The sequence below is a fragment of the Halalkalibacter nanhaiisediminis genome, assembly GCF_007830185.1.
In the GTDB taxonomy this organism is placed as follows: Bacteria; Bacillota; Bacilli; order Bacillales; family Bacillaceae_D; genus Halalkalibacter; species Halalkalibacter nanhaiisediminis.
The window spans coordinates 399,735-423,168 of the sequence record NZ_VLKZ01000004.1 but is presented as its reverse complement, the minus strand read 5'-3'; the positions used below and the strand labels follow the sequence as shown (position 1 = coordinate 423,168).

23 protein-coding genes are annotated in these 23,434 nt (G+C 38.0%); 6 read left to right on the top strand and 17 right to left on the bottom strand.

Annotated elements, in window-relative coordinates:
- Positions 1–217: IS200/IS605 family transposase (gene tnpA, locus IQ10_RS09525; protein ID WP_144450279.1), on the bottom strand; the 217-nt coding region annotated here is incomplete at its 3' end.
- Positions 218–404: 187 nt separating this feature from the next.
- Positions 405–1,268, bottom strand: a complete 864-nt coding sequence (locus IQ10_RS09520; protein ID WP_367613668.1) for a CAP domain-containing protein — start codon at positions 1,266–1,268, stop codon at positions 405–407.
- A 464-nt stretch (positions 1,269–1,732) separates the two neighbouring features.
- Here IQ10_RS09520 and IQ10_RS09515 point away from each other — a divergent pair, with 464 nt between their 5' ends.
- Together IQ10_RS09515 and IQ10_RS09510 are read left to right on the top strand one after the other, a co-directional pair.
- Positions 1,733–2,383, top strand: coding sequence for a hypothetical protein (locus tag IQ10_RS09515; RefSeq protein WP_144450252.1), 651 nt, complete (start codon positions 1,733–1,735; stop codon positions 2,381–2,383).
- A 113-nt stretch (positions 2,384–2,496) separates the two neighbouring features.
- Positions 2,497–5,016, top strand: a complete 2,520-nt coding sequence (locus tag IQ10_RS09510; RefSeq protein ID WP_144450251.1) for a CBS domain-containing protein — start codon at positions 2,497–2,499, stop codon at positions 5,014–5,016.
- Positions 5,017–5,035: 19 nt separating this feature from the next.
- On the opposite strand, the gene IQ10_RS09505 is transcribed toward IQ10_RS09510, so the two are convergent.
- From IQ10_RS09505 to IQ10_RS09495, 3 genes are all read right to left on the bottom strand, one after another.
- Positions 5,036–6,319: an acetyl-CoA hydrolase/transferase family protein gene (locus tag IQ10_RS09505; RefSeq protein ID WP_144450250.1), complete on the bottom strand. Its 1,284-nt coding sequence runs from the start codon at positions 6,317–6,319 to the stop codon at positions 5,036–5,038.
- Positions 6,320–6,501: 182 nt separating this feature from the next.
- Positions 6,502–7,269: a LamB/YcsF family protein gene (locus IQ10_RS09500; RefSeq protein ID WP_144450249.1), complete on the bottom strand. Its 768-nt coding sequence runs from the start codon at positions 7,267–7,269 to the stop codon at positions 6,502–6,504.
- Between the two features lie 41 nt (positions 7,270–7,310).
- Positions 7,311–8,528 carry an NRAMP family divalent metal transporter gene (locus IQ10_RS09495; protein WP_199757407.1) on the bottom strand — a complete coding sequence of 406 codons (1,218 nt, stop codon included), beginning with the start codon at positions 8,526–8,528 and terminating at the stop codon, positions 7,311–7,313.
- A 241-nt stretch (positions 8,529–8,769) separates the two neighbouring features.
- Between IQ10_RS09495 and IQ10_RS09490 the strand changes: the two genes are divergently transcribed.
- Positions 8,770–9,525 (top strand): IclR family transcriptional regulator, encoded by a 756-nt coding sequence (locus tag IQ10_RS09490; RefSeq protein ID WP_144450248.1) that lies wholly within the window; start codon positions 8,770–8,772, stop codon positions 9,523–9,525.
- Between the two features lie 68 nt (positions 9,526–9,593).
- On the opposite strand, the gene IQ10_RS09485 is transcribed toward IQ10_RS09490, so the two are convergent.
- From IQ10_RS09485 to pxpB, 6 genes are read right to left on the bottom strand one after another with little or no spacing between them, the layout of a single operon-like run.
- Entirely contained in the window at positions 9,594–10,394 is an 801-nt protein-coding gene (locus IQ10_RS09485) for a putative hydro-lyase (protein WP_144450247.1), read from the bottom strand.
- A gap of 54 nt (positions 10,395–10,448) precedes the next feature.
- Positions 10,449–10,604, bottom strand: coding sequence for a hypothetical protein (locus tag IQ10_RS18020; protein ID WP_158640022.1), 156 nt, complete (start codon positions 10,602–10,604; stop codon positions 10,449–10,451).
- Positions 10,605–10,649: 45 nt separating this feature from the next.
- Positions 10,650–12,011: an acetyl-CoA carboxylase biotin carboxylase subunit gene (gene accC / locus IQ10_RS09480; protein ID WP_144450246.1), complete on the bottom strand. Its 1,362-nt coding sequence runs from the start codon at positions 12,009–12,011 to the stop codon at positions 10,650–10,652.
- Positions 12,012–12,054: 43 nt separating this feature from the next.
- A complete protein-coding gene (gene accB / locus IQ10_RS09475) occupies positions 12,055–12,555 on the bottom strand; it encodes an acetyl-CoA carboxylase biotin carboxyl carrier protein (RefSeq protein ID WP_144450245.1) in 501 nt (166 codons plus the stop codon).
- A gap of 35 nt (positions 12,556–12,590) precedes the next feature.
- Complete coding sequence (locus IQ10_RS09470; protein WP_144450244.1) at positions 12,591–13,604, bottom strand: 5-oxoprolinase subunit C family protein; 1,014 nt, start codon at positions 13,602–13,604, stop codon at positions 12,591–12,593.
- The gene (gene pxpB / locus IQ10_RS09465; RefSeq protein WP_144450243.1) at positions 13,601–14,338 is read right to left on the bottom strand and encodes a 5-oxoprolinase subunit PxpB; all 738 of its coding nucleotides are present in this window, start codon (positions 14,336–14,338) and stop codon (positions 13,601–13,603) included. Before pxpB ends, IQ10_RS09470 begins: the two co-directional genes overlap by 4 nt.
- A gap of 411 nt (positions 14,339–14,749) precedes the next feature.
- Between pxpB and IQ10_RS09460 the strand changes: the two genes are divergently transcribed.
- A complete protein-coding gene (locus IQ10_RS09460) occupies positions 14,750–15,793 on the top strand; it encodes an LCP family protein (protein ID WP_144450242.1) in 1,044 nt (347 codons plus the stop codon).
- Between the two features lie 79 nt (positions 15,794–15,872).
- Here IQ10_RS09460 and fabF read toward each other — a convergent pair whose 3' ends face one another.
- Positions 15,873–17,114 carry a beta-ketoacyl-ACP synthase II gene (gene fabF / locus IQ10_RS09455; protein WP_144450241.1) on the bottom strand — a complete coding sequence of 414 codons (1,242 nt, stop codon included), beginning with the start codon at positions 17,112–17,114 and terminating at the stop codon, positions 15,873–15,875.
- Positions 17,115–17,153: 39 nt separating this feature from the next.
- On the bottom strand, positions 17,154–18,092 hold the full coding sequence (locus tag IQ10_RS09450) for a beta-ketoacyl-ACP synthase III (RefSeq protein ID WP_144450240.1): 939 nt from the start codon (positions 18,090–18,092) through the stop codon (positions 17,154–17,156).
- A 273-nt stretch (positions 18,093–18,365) separates the two neighbouring features.
- On the opposite strand from IQ10_RS09450, the gene IQ10_RS09445 reads away from it, so the two are divergent.
- Positions 18,366–18,674, top strand: coding sequence for a hypothetical protein (locus tag IQ10_RS09445; protein WP_144450239.1), 309 nt, complete (start codon positions 18,366–18,368; stop codon positions 18,672–18,674).
- A gap of 28 nt (positions 18,675–18,702) precedes the next feature.
- On the opposite strand, the gene IQ10_RS09440 is transcribed toward IQ10_RS09445, so the two are convergent.
- From IQ10_RS09440 to IQ10_RS09430, 3 genes are all read right to left on the bottom strand, one after another.
- Positions 18,703–19,029: a hypothetical protein gene (locus IQ10_RS09440; RefSeq protein WP_144450238.1), complete on the bottom strand. Its 327-nt coding sequence runs from the start codon at positions 19,027–19,029 to the stop codon at positions 18,703–18,705.
- Positions 19,030–19,100: 71 nt separating this feature from the next.
- Positions 19,101–19,301 carry a ComZ family protein gene (locus IQ10_RS09435; RefSeq protein ID WP_144450237.1) on the bottom strand — a complete coding sequence of 67 codons (201 nt, stop codon included), beginning with the start codon at positions 19,299–19,301 and terminating at the stop codon, positions 19,101–19,103.
- 171 nt (positions 19,302–19,472) lie between these two features.
- On the bottom strand, positions 19,473–20,447 hold the full coding sequence (locus tag IQ10_RS09430) for a BMP family ABC transporter substrate-binding protein (RefSeq protein ID WP_144450236.1): 975 nt from the start codon (positions 20,445–20,447) through the stop codon (positions 19,473–19,475).
- A gap of 320 nt (positions 20,448–20,767) precedes the next feature.
- Between IQ10_RS09430 and IQ10_RS09425 the strand changes: the two genes are divergently transcribed.
- Positions 20,768–22,360, top strand: coding sequence for a peptide chain release factor 3 (locus IQ10_RS09425; RefSeq protein WP_144450235.1), 1,593 nt, complete (start codon positions 20,768–20,770; stop codon positions 22,358–22,360).
- A gap of 117 nt (positions 22,361–22,477) precedes the next feature.
- On the opposite strand, the gene IQ10_RS09420 is transcribed toward IQ10_RS09425, so the two are convergent.
- The gene (locus IQ10_RS09420) at positions 22,478–23,416 is read right to left on the bottom strand and encodes a GAF domain-containing SpoIIE family protein phosphatase (RefSeq protein ID WP_277877963.1); all 939 of its coding nucleotides are present in this window, start codon (positions 23,414–23,416) and stop codon (positions 22,478–22,480) included.
- Positions 23,417–23,434: the final 18 nt, after the last annotated feature.

Here is a 23,434-nt window from a genome sequence, read left to right as displayed (position 1 = left end):
GAGATACACTTAACTTTGGTGGAATACTGACTAACATATGAATGTGATCCGGACAAGCATTGGCTTCATGGATAACGACACCTTTCCGTTCACATAAATCTCTTATAATTTCTCCAATGCTTTTTTTGTATTTTCCATAAATGATTTGTCTTCTGTACTTTGGCGCAAATACTATGTGATACTTACAATTCCATGTTGTGTGTGCTAAACTATTCATGTCCTTCACAGGGCATACCTCCTTCGATGATGAGATGAAGTGGTCGGGAAACCAACTTTATCCTATCATGAAGTGAGGTTTTTTTAATACCACGCTAGAAGCTCTTTTGAACCCCCGGCATAGCCAGGGGTTTTCTAAACCACTAAAAAGAGGATGACTACAACGAGTCATCCCCAAAAATTTAATATTAACCTTTAAAAAGTTGAACGAACATTTTACCATAAGGTCCGCCATCAATAACGCCTATACCAATTTCTGTATAGTCCCCTTTAAGGATATTAGCACGGTGACCTTCTGAATTCATTAAAGCTTGATGAGCAGCTTCAACTGTTTGATTTCCTGCTAAGTTCTCACCTGCAGTACGGTATTGAATGCCAAACTTATTTAACATCTCAAACGGAGAACCATACGTTGGAGATTGATGAGAGAAATAGTTCTTATCAATCATATCTTGCGCTTTCACTCTCGCTACTTTTGTTAACTCAAGATTAGCCTTTAACGGTTGTAACCCTCTTTGAGTACGCTCTTTATTAACAAGATCAATCATTTGTTGCTCTTGTTGTGACACTCCAGCCGTTTGTTGTTTCTTTTCTGTAGTTGGTTCCTGTGCTTGTGCTGGTTGTTTTGCAGGAGCTGGTTGCTTAACAGCTGGTTGTTTTGGTGTCGCAACTGGCGCTTTAACCGGTTGCTGGTTTACTGGTTGGTATTGCTTATAATTTTGAGAGAATTTCTCTATCAATTTATTTATTTGATCTTGATTAACATTCCCTACTTGAATTGTGTGGACTTGCGTATATACCTGCGGTTGATTACTTGCTGCGTCCACCTGTCCACCAAATCCTGCTGCGATTGCTGCAGCGGCAACTGTTGTTACGAGTAACTTTTTCATGTTGTATCCTCCTAAGTTGTTTTGTTGTTCGGTGCTACAAGGAAAATGTAACATGGATTGAATCAATAAATCTATGGAAATTACTAGTTTAATAGCCAACTCCCCAACCATAACCTTCGCTTTTACACTTGCGAATGAAAGTATGATAAATCCTTTATTCATCAGCGTCTCCCCCTTTTTTCACAAGCTATATTTGCTCTTTTTCATACCTTTTTCATCGTTAAATCTCACAGATGATCTTGAATATTATAGATTGTTTCATATTTCGTTACTAAAACGTAAAAAAGTTCGTTTATGTCAACTGGCCCATAGGCTCAACCATCTAAGTTATGAATTTGGGAGATATTTCATTGTCCGTTATTGATCATTCTTTGTTATGTTTGGAGAGACTCTATCATCAAGATAACGTAAACATTCAAGTACTTCTTTCTTTTTTATAAAAGGCGAGGCTAATCTACTAGACTAGGTTAGCCTCGCCTTTTATGTCATCCAATTAACTTCTCCTCTTTTTCAATAAAAGCGACTAACTTGCATACTATTTCTCTAAAAAAAGGTTGTTTCTTCTGATAAAGGGAATATAAAAGATACTAAGTATTTTCAAAGCTAAAAAAAGGAAGGTGATAGCTATGACAAGAATTTCTCGTGTTTCACCTTTAAAAACTGCACGAATTCACGAAATTTATGTCAATCGAATGACCAATGTCGCCTATGTTGACTATATCGAATCAATTGAACGGCTTGAAAAATCAAATAAGCCAATGAATCATTCATCAGAAAATTACCTACTATCCTACGAACACTATTACAAATCCATTCAGGAACTAAAGAAAGAGTTTAAACGTTTCTATCATCATGAGAAAGAGTTACATGAAGCGATATCTCAATTAGATAAGAACAATAAACAAGTTATTATACAAACAGATAATCTTATTCATAAATACAATCAAGCTTTGACTGCACTTCGTGATTTCGATTCTCTTGCTGGATCTAACCATGTAGAATCGATTCATCATGTCTTCACTACTTTTGCAAAAGACTTTGCTGAGATCGGTATAACTGAAAACAGCGATTATACGTTATCTCTAGACACAAAGCGTTTCCTAGACTTTCTCTTACATTCAGATCAATCAGATGCTGAATTAATTAGTCGTTTTAAGTCAATGATCTTAAAAGAATATCAATCCTTCATGCGAATTAAAGGGCCGAAAAAGCAAATCGATGCTTATGAAACACAGCCTCTTACCGTAAAAGGATTAATGATTGAGGAAAAGCTTTAGTTCTCCTTCATTGTTCCTGTAGAAATTTGATAAACTAGAGAAAAGACTTACTAGCGGGTGTTTAATCTATGATTTTTCTCGATTGAACATCCTTTATAAGAAAGAGGACTGTAATGGAAGTAATCGTTTCACATATGAATCTTGATTTTGACGGATTAGCGTGTTTGCTTGCCGCTAAAAAGCTTCATCCAAATGCGACTGTCGCGTTAACAGATACACAGCATAAAACAGTACAATCTTTTCTTGCGATCTATCGTGATCAACTTAATTTTTCGTCTTATGAACAAGTTAAGTGGAGTGACTTGCAAACGCTCATACTTGTTGACGTTGCATCTTTGAAACGAACAGGGATTGCAGATAGGTCATTGCCAAAGACGTTTCATACAATTATCTATGATCACCATCCTCAAAAAGCTGGTGATCTAACAGAAGGTGAACGTTACATTGAAGATGTTGGTGCAGCTATTACATTAATGACTGAACTTTTGCTTGATCGTTCGATAATGATTTCACCGTTCGAAGCGACATTATTTGGTTTAGGGTTATATACGGATACGGGGAATTTTACTTATCCACAAGTAACAGCAAGAGACTTACACGTAGCAGCTATATTGAAAGAACGTGGAATGGATGTAACATTAATTGAGCACTTTGCTTATGAAATACTTTCCACTGAAGATAAAAAGCTTTTTCAAGTTCTATTAACAAATGGCGAAGAACATTCTTATAGTGGTGTTCATATCTTTATTACGTCTTATGAACAATCTGCTTATCAAGCAGGACTTGCAACATTAACACGTCGATTGCTAGAAGCTACCGATAGTGATGCCGTTTTATCCATTGTCAAAATGAAAGAGCATGTTTATGTCGTAGGGCGTGCTTCTTCAAACCGAATTAACTTTCGTTCAATGATGGAATCTTTGGGCGGTGGCGGGCATGATCAAGCGGCTTCTGCAACTATGAAAAAAAGCGACCTAAAATCGGTTGTCAATCAGGTAAACGAAAAAATTCATACAATCATTAAACCTGCTATTACAGCTGCTGAGATAATGGCTAGCCCTGTGAAATTCGTTTCTCCTGATGATAAAATTGAAGACGTACTTGAGCAAATGTTCCAATTTGGTCATACAGGCTTCCCTGTGTTGGATGAAAACGAACAGCTTGTTGGCGTGATTTCACGGCGAGATGTTGATAAAGCAACTCATCATGGACTTGGACATGCACCTGTGAAAGGATATATGTCCACACAGCCGGTTACTTTACCACCCGAAGCATCGCTGGAAGAAATTCAAGCAACAATGATGAAACACAACGTCGGGCGAATTCCTATTATCGACAATGAAAAAATGGTCGGGATTTTATCTCGGACGGATGTAATCGAACAGCTTCATAAACAAACCGTTCGAGATAATGATCAGCCTTCTTCAAACTCAGAAATGGTTTCGAGGATGAAAGCTCTGCTCCCTCCATCCACTTTTGAACTCCTTGAAAAAACGGGTCTAATTGCTGACAAATATAAGCTAAATGTGTATTTAATAGGCGGGATTGTTCGTGATTTATTATTAAACCGTCAAAATGAAGACATTGATTTAGTCGTTGAAGGAGATGGAGTCGAATTTGCAAAAAAATTAGCAAGTGAGCTTGGAGGAGAGATTAAGGCTCACGATGCATTCGGAACTGCCACATGGACAACATCTACTTCGATAAAGGTCGATGTCGTAACATGCCGCACTGAATACTATGAAGCCCCAGGACTTCTTCCTATCGTTCGCGCTTCTAATATTAGAGAAGACTTGCGAAGACGGGATTTCACCATTAATACGATGGCTCTTCGAATTAATAAGCAATATTTCGGAGACATTCTTGACTACTTTCAAGGGCAAGTAGATATTAAAAAGAAAAAAATACGTATTCTGCATAACCTTAGCTTTATCGAAGATCCTACTCGTATTTTTCGAGGGGTACGCTTTGCTCTTCGCTTCAGCTATCAGTTTGCCGATCAAACGAATAGACTAGCAAAGGATGCTGCACCAATGTTAAAGCATATTAGCGCGCTTCGTTTGCATCGTGAGCTTGAATTGCTAATGGCAGAGGGGCAACTGGTTGAGGGAATGAAGATGCTTGATCAGCTCCATGTCTGGGTCTCTCTTTTTGAGGTGAAACCTACTTTAAAAACATGGAAACATCTTAACCAAATGATCAACGCCAAGCTTACAGACTCATTTTATTTTCTGACGATACTCCTTTACGGTTCAAAAAAGTGGAAAGACAAGCTCACTCCCTACGCTCTAACTGCTAAACAGAGTAAATTAGTACAGCAACTTGTCCAAATAACCACGATAGACTTAAAGGACAACGATATGCTGAGTAAGCTTCATACGTCACTCTTTTCTTTTTTAGATGAAACGATTTTCTTGTACGCTTTATTAGATGAAAAGGAATATCTTTTGAAATATCTTCAGAAAAGAAAAGAAATCACTTTATTTCTTACAGGAAATGATCTTATTAAGATTGGAATGAAACCAGGTCCTGTTTTTTCAACTATTCTTCATCAGCTTATGTGTTTACAGCTTGATGAACATATTCGTACAAAAGAAGAAGCCATTAATTGGCTTAAAAATCAAAGAGGATGACAGGAGTCATCCTCTTTTCTTATAAATACTTCATCTCTATCGCTTGTTGACGGAGCTCATTTCGAAACTTGGGATGAGCGATTTCAATCAGAGCCTCGACTCGTTCATGAACGGTTTTTCCTCGTAATTTAGCAATACCATATTCCGTTACAATATAATCAACATCATTTTTCGATGTCGAGATAACCGAACCATGCGCTAGTCTTGGGACGATTTTTGAAATCGTTCCATTCTTAACAGTGGAATGAAGACAAATAATTCCTTTACTATCTGGTGCCATTCTTGCACCTATCCCAAAGTCACTCTGTCCTCCTGTCGAAGAATAATATTTTCCACCAATTGATTCTGAGTTACATTGTCCAAGCAAATCGACTTCTATCGTCGCATTAATTGTAACAAGTTGCCTAATACTGGCAATCACTCGACTATCATTTGTTTGATCAACTGGGAGCATTTGCACTAGTTCATTATTGTTTATAAAGTCATATAGTCTCTTCGTTCCAAATGCAAAAGTCGCTGTCATGCATCCTGGTTTAAGAGGATTATTAGCGTTCGTTATTGCACCGCTTTCAAATAAATCAACGACTTTATCTGGAATCATCTCTGTATAAATCGTTAAATTACGATGGTTTGTTAAGAAGTTCATGATTGCATTTGGTATTGCTCCAAATCCTATTTGCAGTGTATCCCCATCTTGAATAAGATCCGCGACTGTCTTTCCAATAATTTTATCAGCTTCGCGAAGCGGAATTTCTGGTGTTTCAGGAAGTGGTTGATGATTTTCAAAAAATCGCTCCACATTTGAAATATGAATACGATTTTCACCATATGTACGTGGCATGTGATCATTAACTTCCAAAATAACTCTTTTCGCTAGTGGAAGAAGAGGTGCGATATAATCACAGTTTGTCCCTAGTGAAAAATAGCCATCCTCATCCATTGGAGAAACCGTCGCCATAATGACAACATCTCTTGTTATCTCCATTAGTAGAGCTGTCAAATCAGAAAAATGATTAGGCAGTAAGTCAATTTCCTTTTCATTAAAGGCTCTTCGTTCATCATTATTTAGAAACATCGAGATAATTTTCACTTTTTTAGGGTCTATTTTTAAAACTGGATGCAAGGATAACATTTGATATAATCGGTTTCCTTCTAAACCTTCGTGCTCTGCTAACGCCCTCACCAAAGCTTGTGGTTCTCCTACCGCAATTGGAACAATAATATCCTCATTAGGCCTTATAACCGAAACTGCCTCTAATGCATTTAATACCTTTTTTTCTCGGTATCCTTCTTCTCCATTCATTTTCATTCCTCCTAACCATTCGTTTTCTACTGCTTTCAGTTCATGAAAACGCTCTCTCTATGACATAATAATACTATGATTTCCTTAAGGAACCAAGAAGTTCATGATTGGTTAAGAAAAAAGTGACGATCGCTCTCCTAATGGAGGGCGATCGTCACTTCTATGTTTATTTGTCTTATAGCTTATTTTAGACTCGCTACTGGCTTAATCTGAATTCCTTCTTTCATTAATAAATCTCTTAGCTGCTCAACAAAGAGCAAAGCATTCGGACTATCTCCGTGTACACAAATCGTATCCGCTTTAAGAGGAACAATCGAACCATCAACTGCCTGAACTTTCCCTGTTTTCACGATGCTAATAACCTGTTCCACAGCTAAAAGTGGATCATGGATCATCGCATTGCTTTTTGTTCTAGGAGTTAAAGTCCCATCTGGTTGATATGTTCGGTCTGCAAACACTTCATTGGCTACTGTCAAACCAGCCTTTAATCCAGCTTTGATTAGCTCACTTCCTGATAGACCGAATAAGACAAGTGAAGGATCAGTATCATATACAGCAGTTGCAATCGCTTCTGCCATAACAGGGTCTTTAGCTGCCATATTAAAGAGTGCCCCGTGTGGTTTCACATGAATTAAAGGAACGTGATTGATCTGACAAAAGCCCTTTAGCGCACTTATTTGATATACAACAAAATGATAGATATCCTCAGGACTGGTTTGAATTTCACGTCGTCCAAAGCCTAGTAAATCTGGAAAACCAGGATGAGCCCCAATGCTTACATCTTTTTCTGCTGCAAGTTTCACTGTTTTTGCCATCACATTATGATCACCTGCATGATAACCACAAGCAATATTAGCAGAAGAAATGAGTTCCAGAATCTTCTCATCTTGTCCAATTTGATATGCGCCAAAGCTCTCGCCTAAATCACTGTTTAAATCAACAATTTTCATCCCAATCCCCTCCATTCAATCTAAACTTTTTTCATACTCCACTAAAAAAGCTGAGGAATCATTTGAATAAGCGTACGTACCCCTAAAAACGCCGTTAGGACAACAACTAGTGCTCCAAAAATCGTCATCCAAACTGGGTGCTTATAATCACCAACAATTTTCGCACGGTATGCTGCAAGTAATATACAACCTAATGTTAATGGAAGAATTAATCCGTTAAAAGCCCCTGCTAGTACGAGTAATGTTACAGGCCTTCCGATGAAAGCAAACACTGCTGTTGAAAAAATGATAAAACCAATTGTCCAATAGTTTTTATACTGTTCGATCTTCGGATGGAAAGTTGTTAAGAATGAAACAGATGTATAAGCTGCTCCAATAACTGATGTAATCGCTGCAAACCATAGCACTAATCCAAAAATACGAAGTCCAATCTCTCCTGCAGCAATTTCAAATACAGATGCTGTCGGATTATCAGGGTTTAGAGCAAAGCCAGCTGATACAACTCCTAGAACAGCTAAAAATAAAACAACCCGCATAATGGAAGCAACAACAATCCCCATTACAGCCGTATTTGTGACATAGCGTAAATTCTCACGTCCAGAAACTCCTGCATCTAACAGGCGATGTCCCCCAGCAAACGTGATATAACCACCCACTGTCCCTCCAACAATCGTAACAATTGCCAAAAAGTCAATTTGTAATGGAGCGACTGTTCTAATCGCTGCTTCTGCATAAGGAGGACTACTAACAAACATGACATAAGCCGTTAATAAAATCATTAACGCTCCTAAATAACGAACAAGCTTATCCATTGCTGCATTCGCTTCTTTTAGTAAAAAGATGACAACCCCTATAATACCCGTAATGATTGCACCTACTATTGGATCTAGTCCGAGCATTGCATTCATACCAAGACCGGCACCACCGACATTACCGATGTTAAAAGCTAGTCCACCAAGTACAATAAAAAAGGCAACCACATAGCCAAGTCCTGGGAATACAGCATTGGCAATTTCTTGTCCGCGCATTTTTGAAACAGCAATAATTCTCCAAATATTAACTTGTGCACCAATATCTAATAGAACAGATGCAAGAATGACAAAGGCAAAGCTAGCTAATAGCTGTTCTGTAAAAACGGCTGTTTGCGTTAAAAAACCTGGACCGATCGCAGAAGTAGCCATTAAAAAGGCTGCACCTGTCATCGCACTTAAACGCTCTTTTGGCGTCATTTGCTTATTTTCAAGTGGATTTTGATTCATAGTGTTTCATCCTTTCTTTCACACAATTCTTATTTGCTTAAACATCTATTTTTAAACCTACTATTTAACATGACCGTTAATAGACACAAACATTTATTTTTAGTAAAATGATATCAGCCTTCTCCTTTTTCTTCCTTCAAAGTTAAGATTGCCCTAAATGGTTTTTACATACGAATAACATAAAATGAGTTGCGTTATACATATCAATTTAGTATTTGCTACATGAAAGGAACCGTTCCACATGCAAAACAAGAACAAAACCGTGATGAAATCGATGAATATTCTTAATCTCTTTCGATTACATCATAAGTTAACCTTAAATGAAATCGTTCAACTTTCTGGCATACCTAAAACATCCGTCCATCGTATGGTAGGATCTCTTGAGGATATGGGCTTTATTACGAAAGATCGTGAAGGCTATTATTCTCTTGGGCTGCTTTTATTAGAATTCGGACAACTCGTTGCCGAACGTTTAGATTTACGAAAAATTGCCTTACCTATTATGGAGTCTCTTCGCGATAATGTCGATGAAGCTGTAAATTTAATTATAAAGGACAATAAAGAAGCATTATATGTTGAAAAATTAGATACACGGCATCCTGTCAGGCTGTTCACAAAAGTAGGACGACGATCTCCATTGTATGCTGGAGCATGTTCGCGTGCTATTCTTGCTTTCTTACCCGACGAAGAACGAGATGAGTATCTTAATGAAATTGAATTAAAACCTTATGGACAAGGGACAATTATTGATAAACAAAAGCTAAAAATAATTTTGGAACAGTCTCGTCAAAATGGATATGCTATTAGCTATTCCGAGCTAGAAAATAATACTTGTTCAGTAGCCGCACCGATTTTTGATTTTACAGGTCATGTAGTAGGGGGACTTAGTGTTGCTGGACCAGATGTTCGTTTTAACAAGGAACGCTTGCCAGAATTAATCAAAAAAGTGAAACAAGCTACCGCTGAGATTTCAAAGAAGCTTGGTTGGTCAGGTTAAGATAACGACAAAATAGTGAAATCTCTTTTTCATACATACTACAGCAAGCTCATTATCACTTTTGGAATTTACAAAACACTATAGGTTTCATTACGAACATCTGTAATGAACATATGTCCTGGGGCATGCGTGATCATTAACTCTGGTTTAGCTTCCATTGCAACGGCCTGAGGAGTGACCCCACATGCCCAAAAAATAGGAACTTCTCCTTCTTTTATTGTTACACTGTCCCCAAAATCAGGACGATTTATATCTTCTATCCCGATAGTAGCTGGATTTCCAATATGAACAGGTGCTCCGTGAACAGAAGGGAAGCGAGAAGTGACTTGCGCTGCACGGACAGCCAATTTTTCACTAACAGGGCGCATACTTGTCACCATTTGTCCGTGGAATATTCCCGCTTTTTCGCATTGAATATTCGTTTTATACATTGGCACGTTGCAGCCTTCCTCTATATGGCGAATCTTGATACCATTATTAATCAGCGCTTGTTCAAATGTGAAACTACACCCTATTAAGAAGCCGACCATATCATCTTCCCAATAACTCGTAATATCTGTTACTTCTTCAACTAATTCACCATGTCGATAAATGCGATACTTTGGTAATTCTGTGCGAATATCTCCACTCGGAGCAACGAGTGCAGGAATTGGTGATCCTGGTTCTGTCACATCAATCAGTGGACATGATTTTGGATTACGCTGGCAAAACAAGAGAAAGTCAAATGCTAGTTCTTTTTTTAAAACCACCAGATTCGCTTGAACATAGTCCACGGCCATACCAGAAGTTGGTCTAGTCAATTTATTTTGTTTGACTAACTCTCTAATTTCCTTCGGCTCCATTGTCGATAAGTCATTGATCGATTTCATTTTCTTCAACTCCTTCTCTTTTTAAAACATATTACTCGTTTGATATTCATTAATTTAGGAAATAACCCGTTCTTTTCTAACGTCATTTTCTTTTAACTCCGTTAGTTCATAAGCAGGAAATGATGGATAGCCAAACTCAATTACATCAAAATAATCTGCGCTATTTGTTTGATCATCCATCAAAATCATCTGTACCTTTTCTGTATTCATTTAACTTCTAGCTCCAATTTTTCAATTTTTCATTAACATTGTCATTTATTCTTTGTCGTCTTCAATACGTAAATCATAGCGCTCTAAAAATGTTGTATTAAAATCTCCTTTAATGAAGGCTTCATGCTTTAACAACTGTTGGTGAAAAGGAATCGTTGTTTTTATTCCTTTAATGACCATCTCATCAAGTGCTCTTTTCATTCGCTCGATTGCCTCTTGACGATCTTTTCCCCAAACAATGACTTTCGCAACCATAGAATCATAGAATGGTGAAATCTCATAATCTGGATAAATGGCACTATCTACTCTTACACCAAACCCTCCTGGTGGAAGATACGTCTTAATTTTTCCTGGAGAAGGCATGAAATTCTTGGCTGGATTTTCCGCATTGATTCGACATTCAATCGCCCATCCATTAATCACGATATCTTCTTGTTTGACAGAAAGCTCGTTACCAGATGCCACAGATAATTGTTCTTTTATAAGATCAATGCTTGTGATCATTTCAGTAACTGGATGTTCAACTTGGATTCTCGTGTTCATCTCCATAAAATAGTAGTCACTATTTTTATCAAGTAAAAACTCGACAGTACCAGCACCACAGTAATTGACCGCTTTTGCTGCTTTTACGGCTGACTCACCCATTTGCTGCCTAAGCTCTGGTGAAAGTGCTGGTGAGGGAGCTTCTTCAACAAGTTTCTGGTGACGTCGTTGGATCGAACAGTCCCGTTCCCCGAGATGGACAACATTACCATATTTATCCGCCATAATTTGAATTTCAACATGGCGCGGTTCTTCTAAATATTTCTCTAAATAAACACCAGAGTTTCCAAAAGCAGTCTCGGCTTCGTTTTGAGCTTGTCGAATGGCTTTAATTAATTCTTCCTCATCATAAGCCTGTCTCATTCCTTTTCCACCACCGCCAGCGGTTGCTTTTACAATAACCGGATATCCAATCTCTTTAGCCACTCTTAGGGCATCTTCGGGCCGATTGATTAACCCTTCTGTTCCTGGAACCGTTGGGACACCTGCCTTCTTCATTGTCTCTCTCGCTACTGCTTTAGCTCCCATTTTATGAATCGCTTCAGGTGACGGTCCAATAAATGTAATATTACATTCCTCACAAATCTCAGCAAAATCAGGGTTTTCCGAGAGAAATCCATAGCCTGGATGAATGGCATCAGATTGAGTAAGTGTTGCTACACTGATCAAATTTGCCATGTTCAAGTAACTATCCTTCGAAGCAGTTGGACCAATACAGTAAGATTCATCAGCTAATTCAACATGGAGCGCTTCCCGATCAGCTTCTGAATAAACAGATACCGTTTTGATACTCATCTCTTTACATGCTCTGATAATTCGAACCGCAATTTCCCCTCGATTCGCAATTAATACTTTTTTAATCATTTTCTTCCTCTCCTTACTACAGTCACGTTGAACCAGAATGTGATTATCTTTTTCTCACTTTTAAGAGGGGTTGACCATACTCCACTAACTGACCATTTTCAGCTAATATTTCTACAACTTCCCCTGATGCTTCAGCTTCAATTTCATTAAAGAGCTTCATCGCTTCAATAATACATACAACTGTATCTTCACTGATTTGATCGCCAACTTTTACAAAATTATCTGCTCCTGGATCTGGTGACGTATAGAAGGTTCCAACCATTGGGGAATGTACAAAATGAATATCAACTTCATTTTCTGAAGGTACCGAAGTATTGTTTTCTTTTGGTTGATCGTTCGATACTTGAACTTTTTCTTCTACAGAAATGGAAGGTTTCGTTTCAGCTACCTTAAAGGAGTGTTCTTCAATCCCTTTATTTAAATCTGTATGTGTCGCTGCTTTTTCGAGTGTGATTTTGAATGAGCCTTGTTTTAATTGAAACGTTTGAATGGATGATTGATCTAAAGCTCTAATAATTTCTTTTAATTCTTGTACATTTAACATCATAAAACTCCCTACTCATTTTCTTATGATTATTTCTATAAACTGAATTGACTAAATTTCAATAAAATTCCAGCTTTTAACTCTTGAAGCTCATTCTCTCTTTTGATAAAAAACTCTTCTGCTTCTTTTAAAGAAACCTCTTTAAATTCGATCATATCTCCAGGCTTTGCTTGAGCAATAAGCGTTAAGTCAACTGAGATCATTTGACCGATTTTCGGATACCCTCCGATTGTTTGTCTGTCTGCTAACAAGATAATAGGATTTCCATCAGGAGGTACTTGAATCGTCCCAATTGAAATAGCTTCAGAAATCATTTCAAGCGGACTATTCAATACTAACGTTTCACCAGCTAAGCGATATCCCATACGGTCAGATTGAGGCGTAACTTGGAATTTAGTTTGAAATAACATCTCCTGACTTTCCTCTGTAAAGTCATTAAATTGCGAGCCACGAATTAACCTAACGACGTATTCCTTCTCATAAGTTGGAATTAACTTTTCGTTTAACTTCCATGGTGTTGTCGCAAAAGAATGTGTCATTCGCCCTGATAGTTGTTCCATCATGTTGATTGCTTGTTCCGATGGTCCTCTAAATGTAATGACGTCATCTACTTTTAAGGCGCGTCCTTTTAATCCACCAATTTTTGCTCTTAAGTACGTACTTCTACTTTCCATCACTTCTGGAATATTAAAGCCACCAGCAAATGCAACATACGTACGGCATCCTGATTTGCAGGCGCCAAATTGGAGGGTGCTTCCTTTTTTCACATAGACAGGTTGCCAAAGTGGAATCGGTTCATTATTTATTGATGGAGATAGATCTCCACCAGTAATAGCAATAAGCGAATCAGCTTCTATCTCTAAAGTTGGTCCTGTTAAAGTGATTTCAATGGAAGCTTCTCCTTCTTCATTTCCAACTAATAGATTGGCTAATCGAAGTGCATAGGAGTCCATCGCACCACTCACAATGACCCCATATTTTTGGTATCCTATCCTTCCTAAATCTTGAATCGTTGTCAGTAGACCAGGTCGGATCACTTTTACACTCATGATGTTTCCTCCTTATACTCATTAAATTCCTTTAGAGAAATTGATTTAAATTTAATGATATCACCTGCTTGAAGAAAACTAGGAGGATTTTGTTCTGAAAGAAAGAGCCTTACAGGAGTTCTGCCAATTAGCTGCCATCCACCTGGTGTTGAAATCGGGTATATTCCGGTTTGATTCCCTGCAATACCTACTGAACCAGCAAGTATTGCAGACCGTGGCTCTTTACGTCTTGGAGTGGCGATCTGTGTAGACATACCACCTACAAAAGGAAATCCAGGTGCAAACCCTAACATATAAACAAGGTATTCCTTTGAAGAGTGGATTGAAATCACTTCATCAGTCGTTAAGTTATTGTGTTTAGCAACATATTCTAAATCTGGGCCGAAACCACCACCATAACAAACGGGAATTTCTATTTTTCTGGCTACTTGCTCGTTTGAACTTTTGAGTTTTTTTACAATTTCTTCTAATTGGAAAGAAATGATTTCAGAAGGTGAACCTTTTTTATTTTTTTGAAGAACTTGAAGAGGATTATAATAAATCGTCACACTTGTATAAGAAGGAACATATTCAATCATTCCTTCTATTGGCTCCTTATCAAGATAATCCAAAAGAGCTTTCACCCTTTTATGGATACTTATTTCTATCTCATTACCGAAATAGATAATAATAGCAGAATCTCCTAATGACTTAATTTGTATGTCCGTATTTGCATGACATGTTGTTTGTACCAACTGTCACACCTCCTAAATTCCGCATTTCGGAATATTAATTCCGAAATTCAGTTATCTCGAAATTATTATAATTGTAAGAATAAAAAAAAACAATCCTTTTATCAAAACAACAAGTCAGATTACCTAACATCGCTCACTCGCCCAAATAAATCCTAAAATATATATTTCAAAAAATATCCAATTAATTGAGTATATGTTTAATCCATTTATTGCACACGTTAATATACATAAAAGCTTTTTACCATTACATTTTCAAAAGGGTAACCAGCCGATTGAGGGTTTTCATGACTTTCTACACTTTTAGTATGTAGATATATAAGTATTTCTTGCTTGATTTCTTTCAATTGTTACTCATTTGTTGTCGATGTTTCTGTTATAATGGAAAATGTTAAGTGCAAGGAGGTCTGGTAAGTGGATACACGAAGGAACCGAAGAGAGGTTTCGAAGAAGAAACCCAAACGCAAACGAAAATTAATGGTTATATTTGTCATGATGTTCTCTATTCTTTTTATTGCAACAGCTGCTTATGCAGTTATCCAATATGAAACAGGACGAAATGAATCTCAAGCCAACATAACTCCTACTCATAAAATAGAAATGACGGAAGAGCAAGATGTAGTAGAAGTAAAAGAACCTGAAAATAATGAGCCTATAAATGTTCTATTAATTGGCGTTGATACATCCGATCACCAACCTGCCAGAACAGATACAATTATGATTACCCAGTACGATCCGAAAACTGGGGATGCCAAACTTGCTTCGATTATGCGTGACACATACGTTGAAATTCCAGGTCGTTCGAATAACAAGATTAATGCTGCATTTGCTTTTGGTGGTCCTGACTTACTCCGCGAGACGATTGAACAAAATTTCAATCTTGATATCCATTATTTTGCAATGGTGAACTTCGACGGTTTTGTCGAAGTTGTTGACACTGTTGCTCCAAATGGACTTGAGGTCAATATCAAAAATAGAATGTATTACCGAGATGGTTCAGGTTCAACAGTAATCGATTTTCAACCGGGCCTTCAAACCCTTAATGGTCATGAAGCGTTAAATTACGCCCGTTTTCGAAATGATGCACAAAATGACTTTGGTCGTGTCCAACGTCAACAAGAAATTTTGACACTTTTAAAAGACGAACTTCTATCGTTTTCAGGTTTAACCCGCGTTCCCCGATTAATCGGAGCAATTAAACCACATCTTGAAACAAATATTCAAACGTCTCGAATGCTTAGTCTAGGAAGAGACTTCGTTTTAAACCCTGTTAGTCAAATAGAGACTTTACGAATTCCTATTGATGAAGGGTATCATAACGAATATTACTCTCATGCTGGATCTGTCTTAGAAATGGATAAATCCAAAAACGTCCAAGCTCTTCAAGAGTTCTTTTCAAGACAATCATCTCTTGCTGCTGAAACAAGCACAGATGAAGCTGACGAGCAAGAATCATAAAATGTCTAACTAAATAGTAAAAACCCAGCGTTCGTAGACGCTGGGTTTTTACCTTGATGAAAATAAACTATTAATTAAATCATTCTGCAAATTGTTTAAAGACAAGCGTTGCATTATGTCCACCAAATCCGAGTGAATTACTTAGTACCGCACGTACAGTTTGTTTACGTGCTTCGTTTGGAACATAATCCAGATCACAATCAGGATCAGCTGTTTCATAGTTGATTGTTGGTGGAATGATCCCTTCTTCGATTGCTTTAATCGAGAAAATAGCTTCAACAGCACCTGCTGCTCCAAGTAAATGACCAGTCATTGACTTCGTTGAGCTAATAGCCATCTTATAAGCATGGTCTCCAAATACCGTTTTCGCTGCCATTGTTTCAAATTTATCATTATAAGGTGTACTTGTACCATGTGCGTTTAAGTAGTCAATATCAGATGGCTTAAGACCTGCATCATCAATCGCTTGCTTCATCGCTCTTGCACCACCTTCTCCTTCTGGTGCAGGTGCGGTTACATGGTGGGCATCACCAGTTGCTCCGTAGCCGACTATTTCTGCATAAATCTTTGCTCCACGCTTCTTAGCTGACTCGAGCTCCTCAAGGATGAGGATACCTGCACCCTCTCCCATTACAAATCCATCACGGCTTGCATCAAATGGACGTGAAGCAGTAGTTGGATCTTCACTTGTTGAGACTGCTTTTGCCGAACAGAAGCCAGCAACAGCCATATTTGTAATTGGCGCTTCAGCTCCTCCTGTAATCATGGCATCAGCGTCTCCACGCTGAATAACTTTAAAAGCATCACCGATCGAATTTGTTCCTGATGCACAAGCCGTCACCGAACATGAATTAATTCCTTTTGCACCAGTTGTAATGGATACTTGACCTGAAGCCATATCAGGAATCATCATTGGAACAAAAAACGGACTTACACGACGATGTCCTTTTTCAAGAAATTGACGGAAGTTTTGTTCATACGTTTCCATTCCACCAATACCTGAACCAATCCATACTCCCACACGAGGAGCATTCTCTTCTGTAATTTCAAGGTTTGCATCCTTTAATGCCATTAAAGATGATGCAACAGCAAATTGCGTGAATCGATCCATTTTGCGCGCTTCTTTTTTATCAATAAAAACCTCTGGATCAAAATCACGAATTTCTGCTGCGACCTTCATCGGAAACTCATCTGCGTTAACACGTGTAAGCGGTCCAACACCAGACTTTCCTTCAATTGCATGCTTCCAAGATGTGGCTACATCTAAACCTAAAGGCGTTACCGCTCCCATTCCGGTTATTACAACACGTCTTTTTTCCACAAAATCCCTCTCCTTTACTTCAGTTAATCCTGTTTTTGGTTACTTTCCCCATCTAAGGGCAACTGATCCCCAAACGAGGCCAGCTCCAAATCCGACTAGTACAAGAACATCTCCATCTTTTATTTTACCATTTTTCAATTCGTCGACCATAGCCATTGGAATAGAAGCGGATGAAGTATTGCCATATTTATGGACTGTCTGTGCCATCTTCTCCTTCGGAAGCTCTAATCGTTCACGAGATGCTTCCATAATACGAATATTCGCCTGATGAGGAACGAGGAAATCACAGTCTTCCTTCGTCAAGCCCGCTTTTTCCAACACACGTAAAGACGATTCACCCATTTGACGGACAGCAAACTTAAATACTTCACGACCATTCATCTCTAAGTATTTATCTTTTTGATTAATATGCATGGCACCAGCGCCATCCGCCCCTAGCTCAAATGCCAAAATACCCTTTCCTTCAGAGACAGGTCCAAGCACAGCCGCACCAGCACCATCGCCAAATAAAACAGCCGTATTACGATCATTAAAATCTGTGATTTTAGACAGTTTCTCAACACCAACGACAAGAATATGCTTATATGCCCCTGTTTCAATAAATTGCTGACCAGTTGCAAGACCATAAATAAATCCTGCACAAGCAGCACTTATATCCATCGCAGCAGCCTTCTTAGCCCCAAGTCGTTCCTGAATTAAGGTTGAAACAGTAGGGAACGGCATATCTGGTGTAACAGTTGCCACTAATATCAAATCAATTTCATCTGCACTGATTTCTGCCTGGTCTAATGCTTCTTTTGCAGCGAAATATGCCATGTCTGATGTATTAACGTGGTCAGGTGCAAAGCGACGTTCTTCGATACCTGTTCGCGTTCGAATCCATTCATCTGATGTATCTAGTTTCTTCTCGAAATCAGCATTCGTGACAACTTGCTCTCCCGCATAGCTGCCGATGCCTAATATTCCTGCATTTGTCATTTTATATTCCCCTTTCGCGATCGATAACACGAGTCTTTGGGTTATTATTAGTACCTGCTACTAATTCTATCTTATGTTGTTCCTTCTGTCTATATGTTCAATAGAAAAGCAAAACGCTTTAAAATGTATTCATCAGTCTAAAAAATACTCAAACTACTCGACATCGAATAATTTGAGGTGTCGTTACAACTTTTAAATTAGGCATTTTCCCTATAACCGTGTAGCACCAAAACCCATACATTAATAAAGAGCACATTTAGGAGGGAATCGATCATGGCAGAACCAGAAAAACCTCAGAATGATTTTTTTAATGATTTTATGTTCGGAACTCGTCCCAAAAGAGAGACACCCGAAGAGACTACTAATCAGCAGCAAGAAGTGAATCAAAATAACGAAAATGATCCTACACCCGAGCTTCCACCAAGCCAACTCGAACAACTACTACTGATCATTCAATTCATGGCTCCAATGTTAGATAATCTAGCTCCTACATTCGAACGATTTCAGAAATTCATTGCTAAACAAAAACAAGAAGCGACTGTTTCAAAAGAGAAGCCAAGAAAAAAGAACACCGACAAGTAAACAATTATCGACGTTCTCTGTTATTTGGTTAATGATTTTCTTCCTTTTGTAATTCTTCCATTATATTTTTGAAAAAACCATCTAACTGTTCCTTTAATTTTTCTTCTTCGATATTTTTAGGGGCCATTTCCTGAACTTCTTGATACGTTTGTAGAAATCCTTCAAATTCACCCGTTCGTATTTGTGAAATGCTATACGAAACAAACAAACGAATATGCGGAGCACCACTTTGTCTCATAAGTTCAATAAAAGGTCTTAATTTCACCTTAGCTTCTTCATAACGTTTTTCCTGCACAAGCTGATATCCTTCTTTCATTTCTAGTGCAAATGCTTTTAACTTAGCTGACTTGTCCACGGGCTTCTCCTCCTCTACTGAAAATAAGAAAAGCTCGGTTCAGGTCACCCCCCTCTCGAGCTTTCTACTTGTTATTCTGCTTTATTCGTTGCATCATCTTTGCCAAGTTCATATGCTTCAGACATGACATTGAGCAATAGTTCTAGCATCGGTTGCAAATCTTCCATGTTTAGTTCGATTCCCTTATTGTCGAGAAATTTCTTACCTTCTGGAAGATGTTTCATTGCAATTTGCATGAATTTCATGTTCATCTCAGGATTATTCACTTTCATCCACCTCTTGTCCTCAATCTTTCTCTACTACGATACTATAGACATGCTAATCGACGCAAGTACAGTCTATTATAAGAAAAGCGCGATTACCTTGACCAGCCGCGACAAGTGCTGGTAGCCTGTCAATATGTTGCCAGCTTTTTGGTTGCTTGCGCTAGACATCATCGAATTTTATGCTTTCTTTTCTTTCGAAAAAGGCTTAGTCGGTAATTCTCCTGTTTCAATATAAGTATTGACTGCATCTTCAATTTGCACTTGTATCTCTTCAGGTATTTTAGGACTGAATTGCCCCAATGATATTACGCCATCCTGGAAATCATAGCTGACATTTCCTGCTTCAAGTTCATTATTATAATATTGCTTGGCAACGATCTCATATAAATGGTCAACATGCTGAACTGTACTCGTTAAAACGGTCGACTCACCTAAATCAGATTGATCTCCAACAAACCCAATCGCAAAAATACCTTCCCTCTTAGCTTCCTCAATTACTTTAACATGGAAACCATCACCTGTCGGATAGACGACATCGACATTCTCCTTCTTTAACTCATCAAAGTAACCTAGTGCACGCTCACCATCAGTCCAATCATCAACAAATTTAACATGAACACTCGTTTTAGAATTACCTATTTTCGCCCCGTCTTTAAATCCTTCCACTTCTGGCTGCCATGGAAAAGCAGCAATCACTCCAACATCGCCAGTTTTACTCATTGTTGAAGCAATCATTCCCGCAAAGAATCCCATGGAATAACTATCGAAATGCAAACTAGTCACATTTTCTCCTTCTACATCCCCGTTAAAGCTAACAAAGTGAATATCAGGATATGTCTTACCTAAGTCAGTAAAAAAGTCCGCAAAAATACGTCCATGGCCAAAAATAAGTCTTACGTCATCTTCAACAAATTCAGCAACTGCATGATGCACTTTTTCTTCTGAATCCATCTCTTCCTTAAACACAACCTCCGTGTTCATATTTGTATGAATGTTTAATAGTCCTTGATATCCTTTACTATTCCACCCTTGATCATCAATTGTGTCCTCAAGTAGCAAACCTACTTTCTGATTGGTAGATGAATTAGTTGGATCGGTGCAACCGATTAGTAGAATCGGCAACAATAACAACAAAAAATGTTGAATTTTCATGTTGACACACTCCCTATTTTTTTGCCCTGTTCTATTATAAAGGATTGTTCGACTGTTTTTTAGTACCATTTTCTAATTTTGTCTCAAGTGCTTCATATACCGCTATTTACTTGGGAACAAAAACCTTTATACATCACTAGAGCTAAGGACTTTTTAATTGTCCTATTATTCGTTAACTGTATGAACAAATCCTTTTTAAATTGTCTAGTAGCATCAACTTGTAACCGTATTGTAATCTTTTTTGAATGGAAGGTGAAACATCCGAAGAAGATTGTTATAATGAACAAAGACTATTTGAAATTAGAAGTGAGGAACCTTTTATGACCTATGCAGAAGCGGTCCGATCGCGCCGAACATTTGCGATCATCTCTCATCCAGATGCGGGGAAAACAACTTTGACAGAGAAATTACTTCTTTTTGGTGGTGCAATTCGAGAAGCAGGATCAGTTAAAGGAAAGAAAACAGCCAAGCACGCGATGAGTGATTGGATGGAAATTGAAAAGCAGCGCGGAATCTCTGTAACAAGCTCCGTTCTTGAGTTTCAATATGATGGGTATCATGTCAATATCCTTGATACACCTGGACATGAAGATTTCAGTGAGGATACGTACCGAACACTAACAGCTGCCGATTCTGCAACAATGCTAATTGATGCTGCCAAAGGTGTCGAAGCACAAACGAAGAAATTATTTAAAGTGTGTAAAATGCGTGAGATTCCTATTTTTACATTTATGAATAAATTAGATCGTCAAGGTAGAGACCCTTTTGAACTAATGGAAGAGCTTGAGAACCTACTTGGCATTCGCTCTTATCCGATGGGATGGCCTATTGGGATGGGACAGTCTTTTACCGGTGTATATGACCGCCATAATAAAAAACTTGAGTTATATAACCCAGATAATCCAAAAGAAATCGACGTCATTCAACTTGATGGGCCTGATGATCCAAGACTAGATGAAGCGATTGGTGATGAAGGACTTGTTGCTCAGTTCCGTGAAGAATTAGAATTACTTGATGTTGCTGGTGATGAATTTGATCCTGAATTAATTGCAAAAGGCGAATTAACGCCTATCTTTTTCGGCAGTGCCATTTCAAGCTTTGGTGTACAAACGTTCTTGGAACATTTCCTTAAGCTTTCACCGTCACCAACACCGCGTGCAAGCTCAAACGGTCTTATTGAACCACTTAAGCGCCAAGCATTCTCTGGATTTATTTTTAAAATTCAGGCGAATATGAATCCAGCACACCGTGATCGCATTGCATTCTTGCGTATTACATCTGGTAAGTTTGAACGCGGAATGACTGTAAAACATGTCCGAATTGGTAAAAATTTGAAGCTATCTCAACCGACACAGTTTTTAGCACAAAGTCGTAGTATCATTGATGAAGCGTACGCTGGAGATATTATCGGCTTATTTGACCCAGGTAACTTACGAATTGGTGATACACTCGTTGAAGGAGACAGTTTTGAATTTGATGAAATGCCTCACTTCTCTCCAGAATTTTTTAGTGCGATTACTGTAAAAGAAGCTCTGAAGCATAAGTCTTTTGAAAAAGGCTTACATCAGCTTACTGAAGAAGGTGCTATTCAGCTTTTTAAAACGTATAATCGTTTTGTCGAGCAACAAATTGTCGGCGTAGTCGGCGTCTTACAATTTGAAGTTCTTGAATATCGTCTGAAACATGAATATCATGTCGATATTCAGCTTGAGCGCCTACCGTTTTCTTTTGCTCGCTGGGCAGACGGACCACAAGATGCACTGGAAGCATTCAAAAAAGCGCAACGTAATTTAGTCACAGATCGCGATGGACGCATTGTCGTTTTATTTGAAAATGAATTCCAAATGCGTACTGCAACTGACAAATATCCAGAAATTAAGTTTTATGAAAACTCGTTTTTTCGTGAAACTTAATAGTAGAGAAATTGTTTTTTAAAAGATAACACATTAATCATTATCAAATTGAACATACGTATACACACGTCAAAAAAGCTAGGGAAGCAGCCCTAGCTTTTTTTATGTGTAAAAAAATTACTTTGTCTTTACTCTAACAATAGATATATCATCAGGAAACTCTGTGCTTTTCTCTATTATTTGAGTCTCTATCCAATCGAAAATTGATATATTCTGATTGATAAACAAAGACGAAAGCTTCGTAACATTTTTTTGCAAAGACTTCTCTCCATCTAATTCCAATAGACCATCAGTGTATAAAAGAATATCAATATCTTTTTGATAAGAGAATGTCTTTTTGCTGATCTCTGGTGCTTCTATTAGACCAATTGCAGTAGATGTTGGTTCGATATCTACTAAATCTCCATCTAACTTAAGTAAGCCTGGTGGATGTCCAGTATTCACATATTCAATTGTTTTCAATTTTGTATCTATTACTAAATAAATACCTGTAGCGTAGGAAATAATTTTACTTGGGAGTAATTTATAAAGTTGCTTATTTAATTCCTTACAAACGTCTACAGGGTCAATGACCTTTAAAATGAGGTTCGTCATTAAAGACCTCAAGGCCATTGAAATGAGTGAGGCCGATACTCCATGTCCCATTACATCTATAAGCATAATCCCATAGCGGCTTGAATCAATCTTATACCAACTGTACATATCACCAGATAAATAGTGTGTTGGATAATAGACACCTTCAATCTGAATATGTTCATCATCCATTTTCGGTGATAATACGCTTTTCTGAATCGCTTTTGCCTTTGCTAGTTCTGTAGACATTTTCTTCTCTGCATTTTCTAATTCAACTACATATGAAAGAATACTCGTTAACGATTTTAGTATCCGAATATGCTCATCTGTAAACTGATACGGATCAGAATCCATTGCACAAAGAGTACCGTAAACATTTTCATTCTTGTCCATAATCGGGATGCCAATAAAACAACCACTTCCACTTATTTGTGTGATAGCCATTTCTCGTGTTGCTGCATCCTTTGTAATATCCTCAATAATTAGTGGTTCCCGACCACC

What these genes read in the sequence shown, in the direction of transcription:
- IQ10_RS09470 (WP_144450244.1), bottom strand. Translation starts at nt 13,604, where the DNA reads ATGAGTGTAAAAGTGATCCGACCTGGTCTACTGACAACGATTCAAGAT.
- IQ10_RS09510 (WP_144450251.1), top strand. Translation starts at nt 2,497, where the DNA reads ATGGAAGTAATCGTTTCACATATGAATCTTGATTTTGACGGATTAGCG.
- IQ10_RS09485 (WP_144450247.1), bottom strand. Translation starts at nt 10,394, where the DNA reads ATGAAATCGATCAATGACTTATCGACAATGGAGCCGAAGGAAATTAGA.
- IQ10_RS09490 (WP_144450248.1), top strand. Translation starts at nt 8,770, where the DNA reads ATGCAAAACAAGAACAAAACCGTGATGAAATCGATGAATATTCTTAAT.
- IQ10_RS09500 (WP_144450249.1), bottom strand. Translation starts at nt 7,269, where the DNA reads ATGAAAATTGTTGATTTAAACAGTGATTTAGGCGAGAGCTTTGGCGCA.
- IQ10_RS18020 (WP_158640022.1), bottom strand. Translation starts at nt 10,604, where the DNA reads ATGAATACAGAAAAGGTACAGATGATTTTGATGGATGATCAAACAAAT.
- accB (WP_144450245.1), bottom strand. Translation starts at nt 12,555, where the DNA reads ATGTTAAATGTACAAGAATTAAAAGAAATTATTAGAGCTTTAGATCAA.
- accC (WP_144450246.1), bottom strand. Translation starts at nt 12,011, where the DNA reads ATGATTAAAAAAGTATTAATTGCGAATCGAGGGGAAATTGCGGTTCGA.
- IQ10_RS09425 (WP_144450235.1), top strand. Translation starts at nt 20,768, where the DNA reads ATGACCTATGCAGAAGCGGTCCGATCGCGCCGAACATTTGCGATCATC.
- IQ10_RS09505 (WP_144450250.1), bottom strand. Translation starts at nt 6,319, where the DNA reads ATGAATGGAGAAGAAGGATACCGAGAAAAAAAGGTATTAAATGCATTA.
- IQ10_RS09495 (WP_199757407.1), bottom strand. Translation starts at nt 8,528, where the DNA reads ATGAATCAAAATCCACTTGAAAATAAGCAAATGACGCCAAAAGAGCGT.
- IQ10_RS09450 (WP_144450240.1), bottom strand. Translation starts at nt 18,092, where the DNA reads ATGACAAATGCAGGAATATTAGGCATCGGCAGCTATGCGGGAGAGCAA.
- IQ10_RS09445 (WP_144450239.1), top strand. Translation starts at nt 18,366, where the DNA reads ATGGCAGAACCAGAAAAACCTCAGAATGATTTTTTTAATGATTTTATG.
- IQ10_RS09520 (WP_367613668.1), bottom strand. Translation starts at nt 1,268, where the DNA reads ATGAATAAAGGATTTATCATACTTTCATTCGCAAGTGTAAAAGCGAAG.
- IQ10_RS09435 (WP_144450237.1), bottom strand. Translation starts at nt 19,301, where the DNA reads ATGAAAGTGAATAATCCTGAGATGAACATGAAATTCATGCAAATTGCA.
- IQ10_RS09515 (WP_144450252.1), top strand. Translation starts at nt 1,733, where the DNA reads ATGACAAGAATTTCTCGTGTTTCACCTTTAAAAACTGCACGAATTCAC.
- IQ10_RS09430 (WP_144450236.1), bottom strand. Translation starts at nt 20,447, where the DNA reads ATGAAAATTCAACATTTTTTGTTGTTATTGTTGCCGATTCTACTAATC.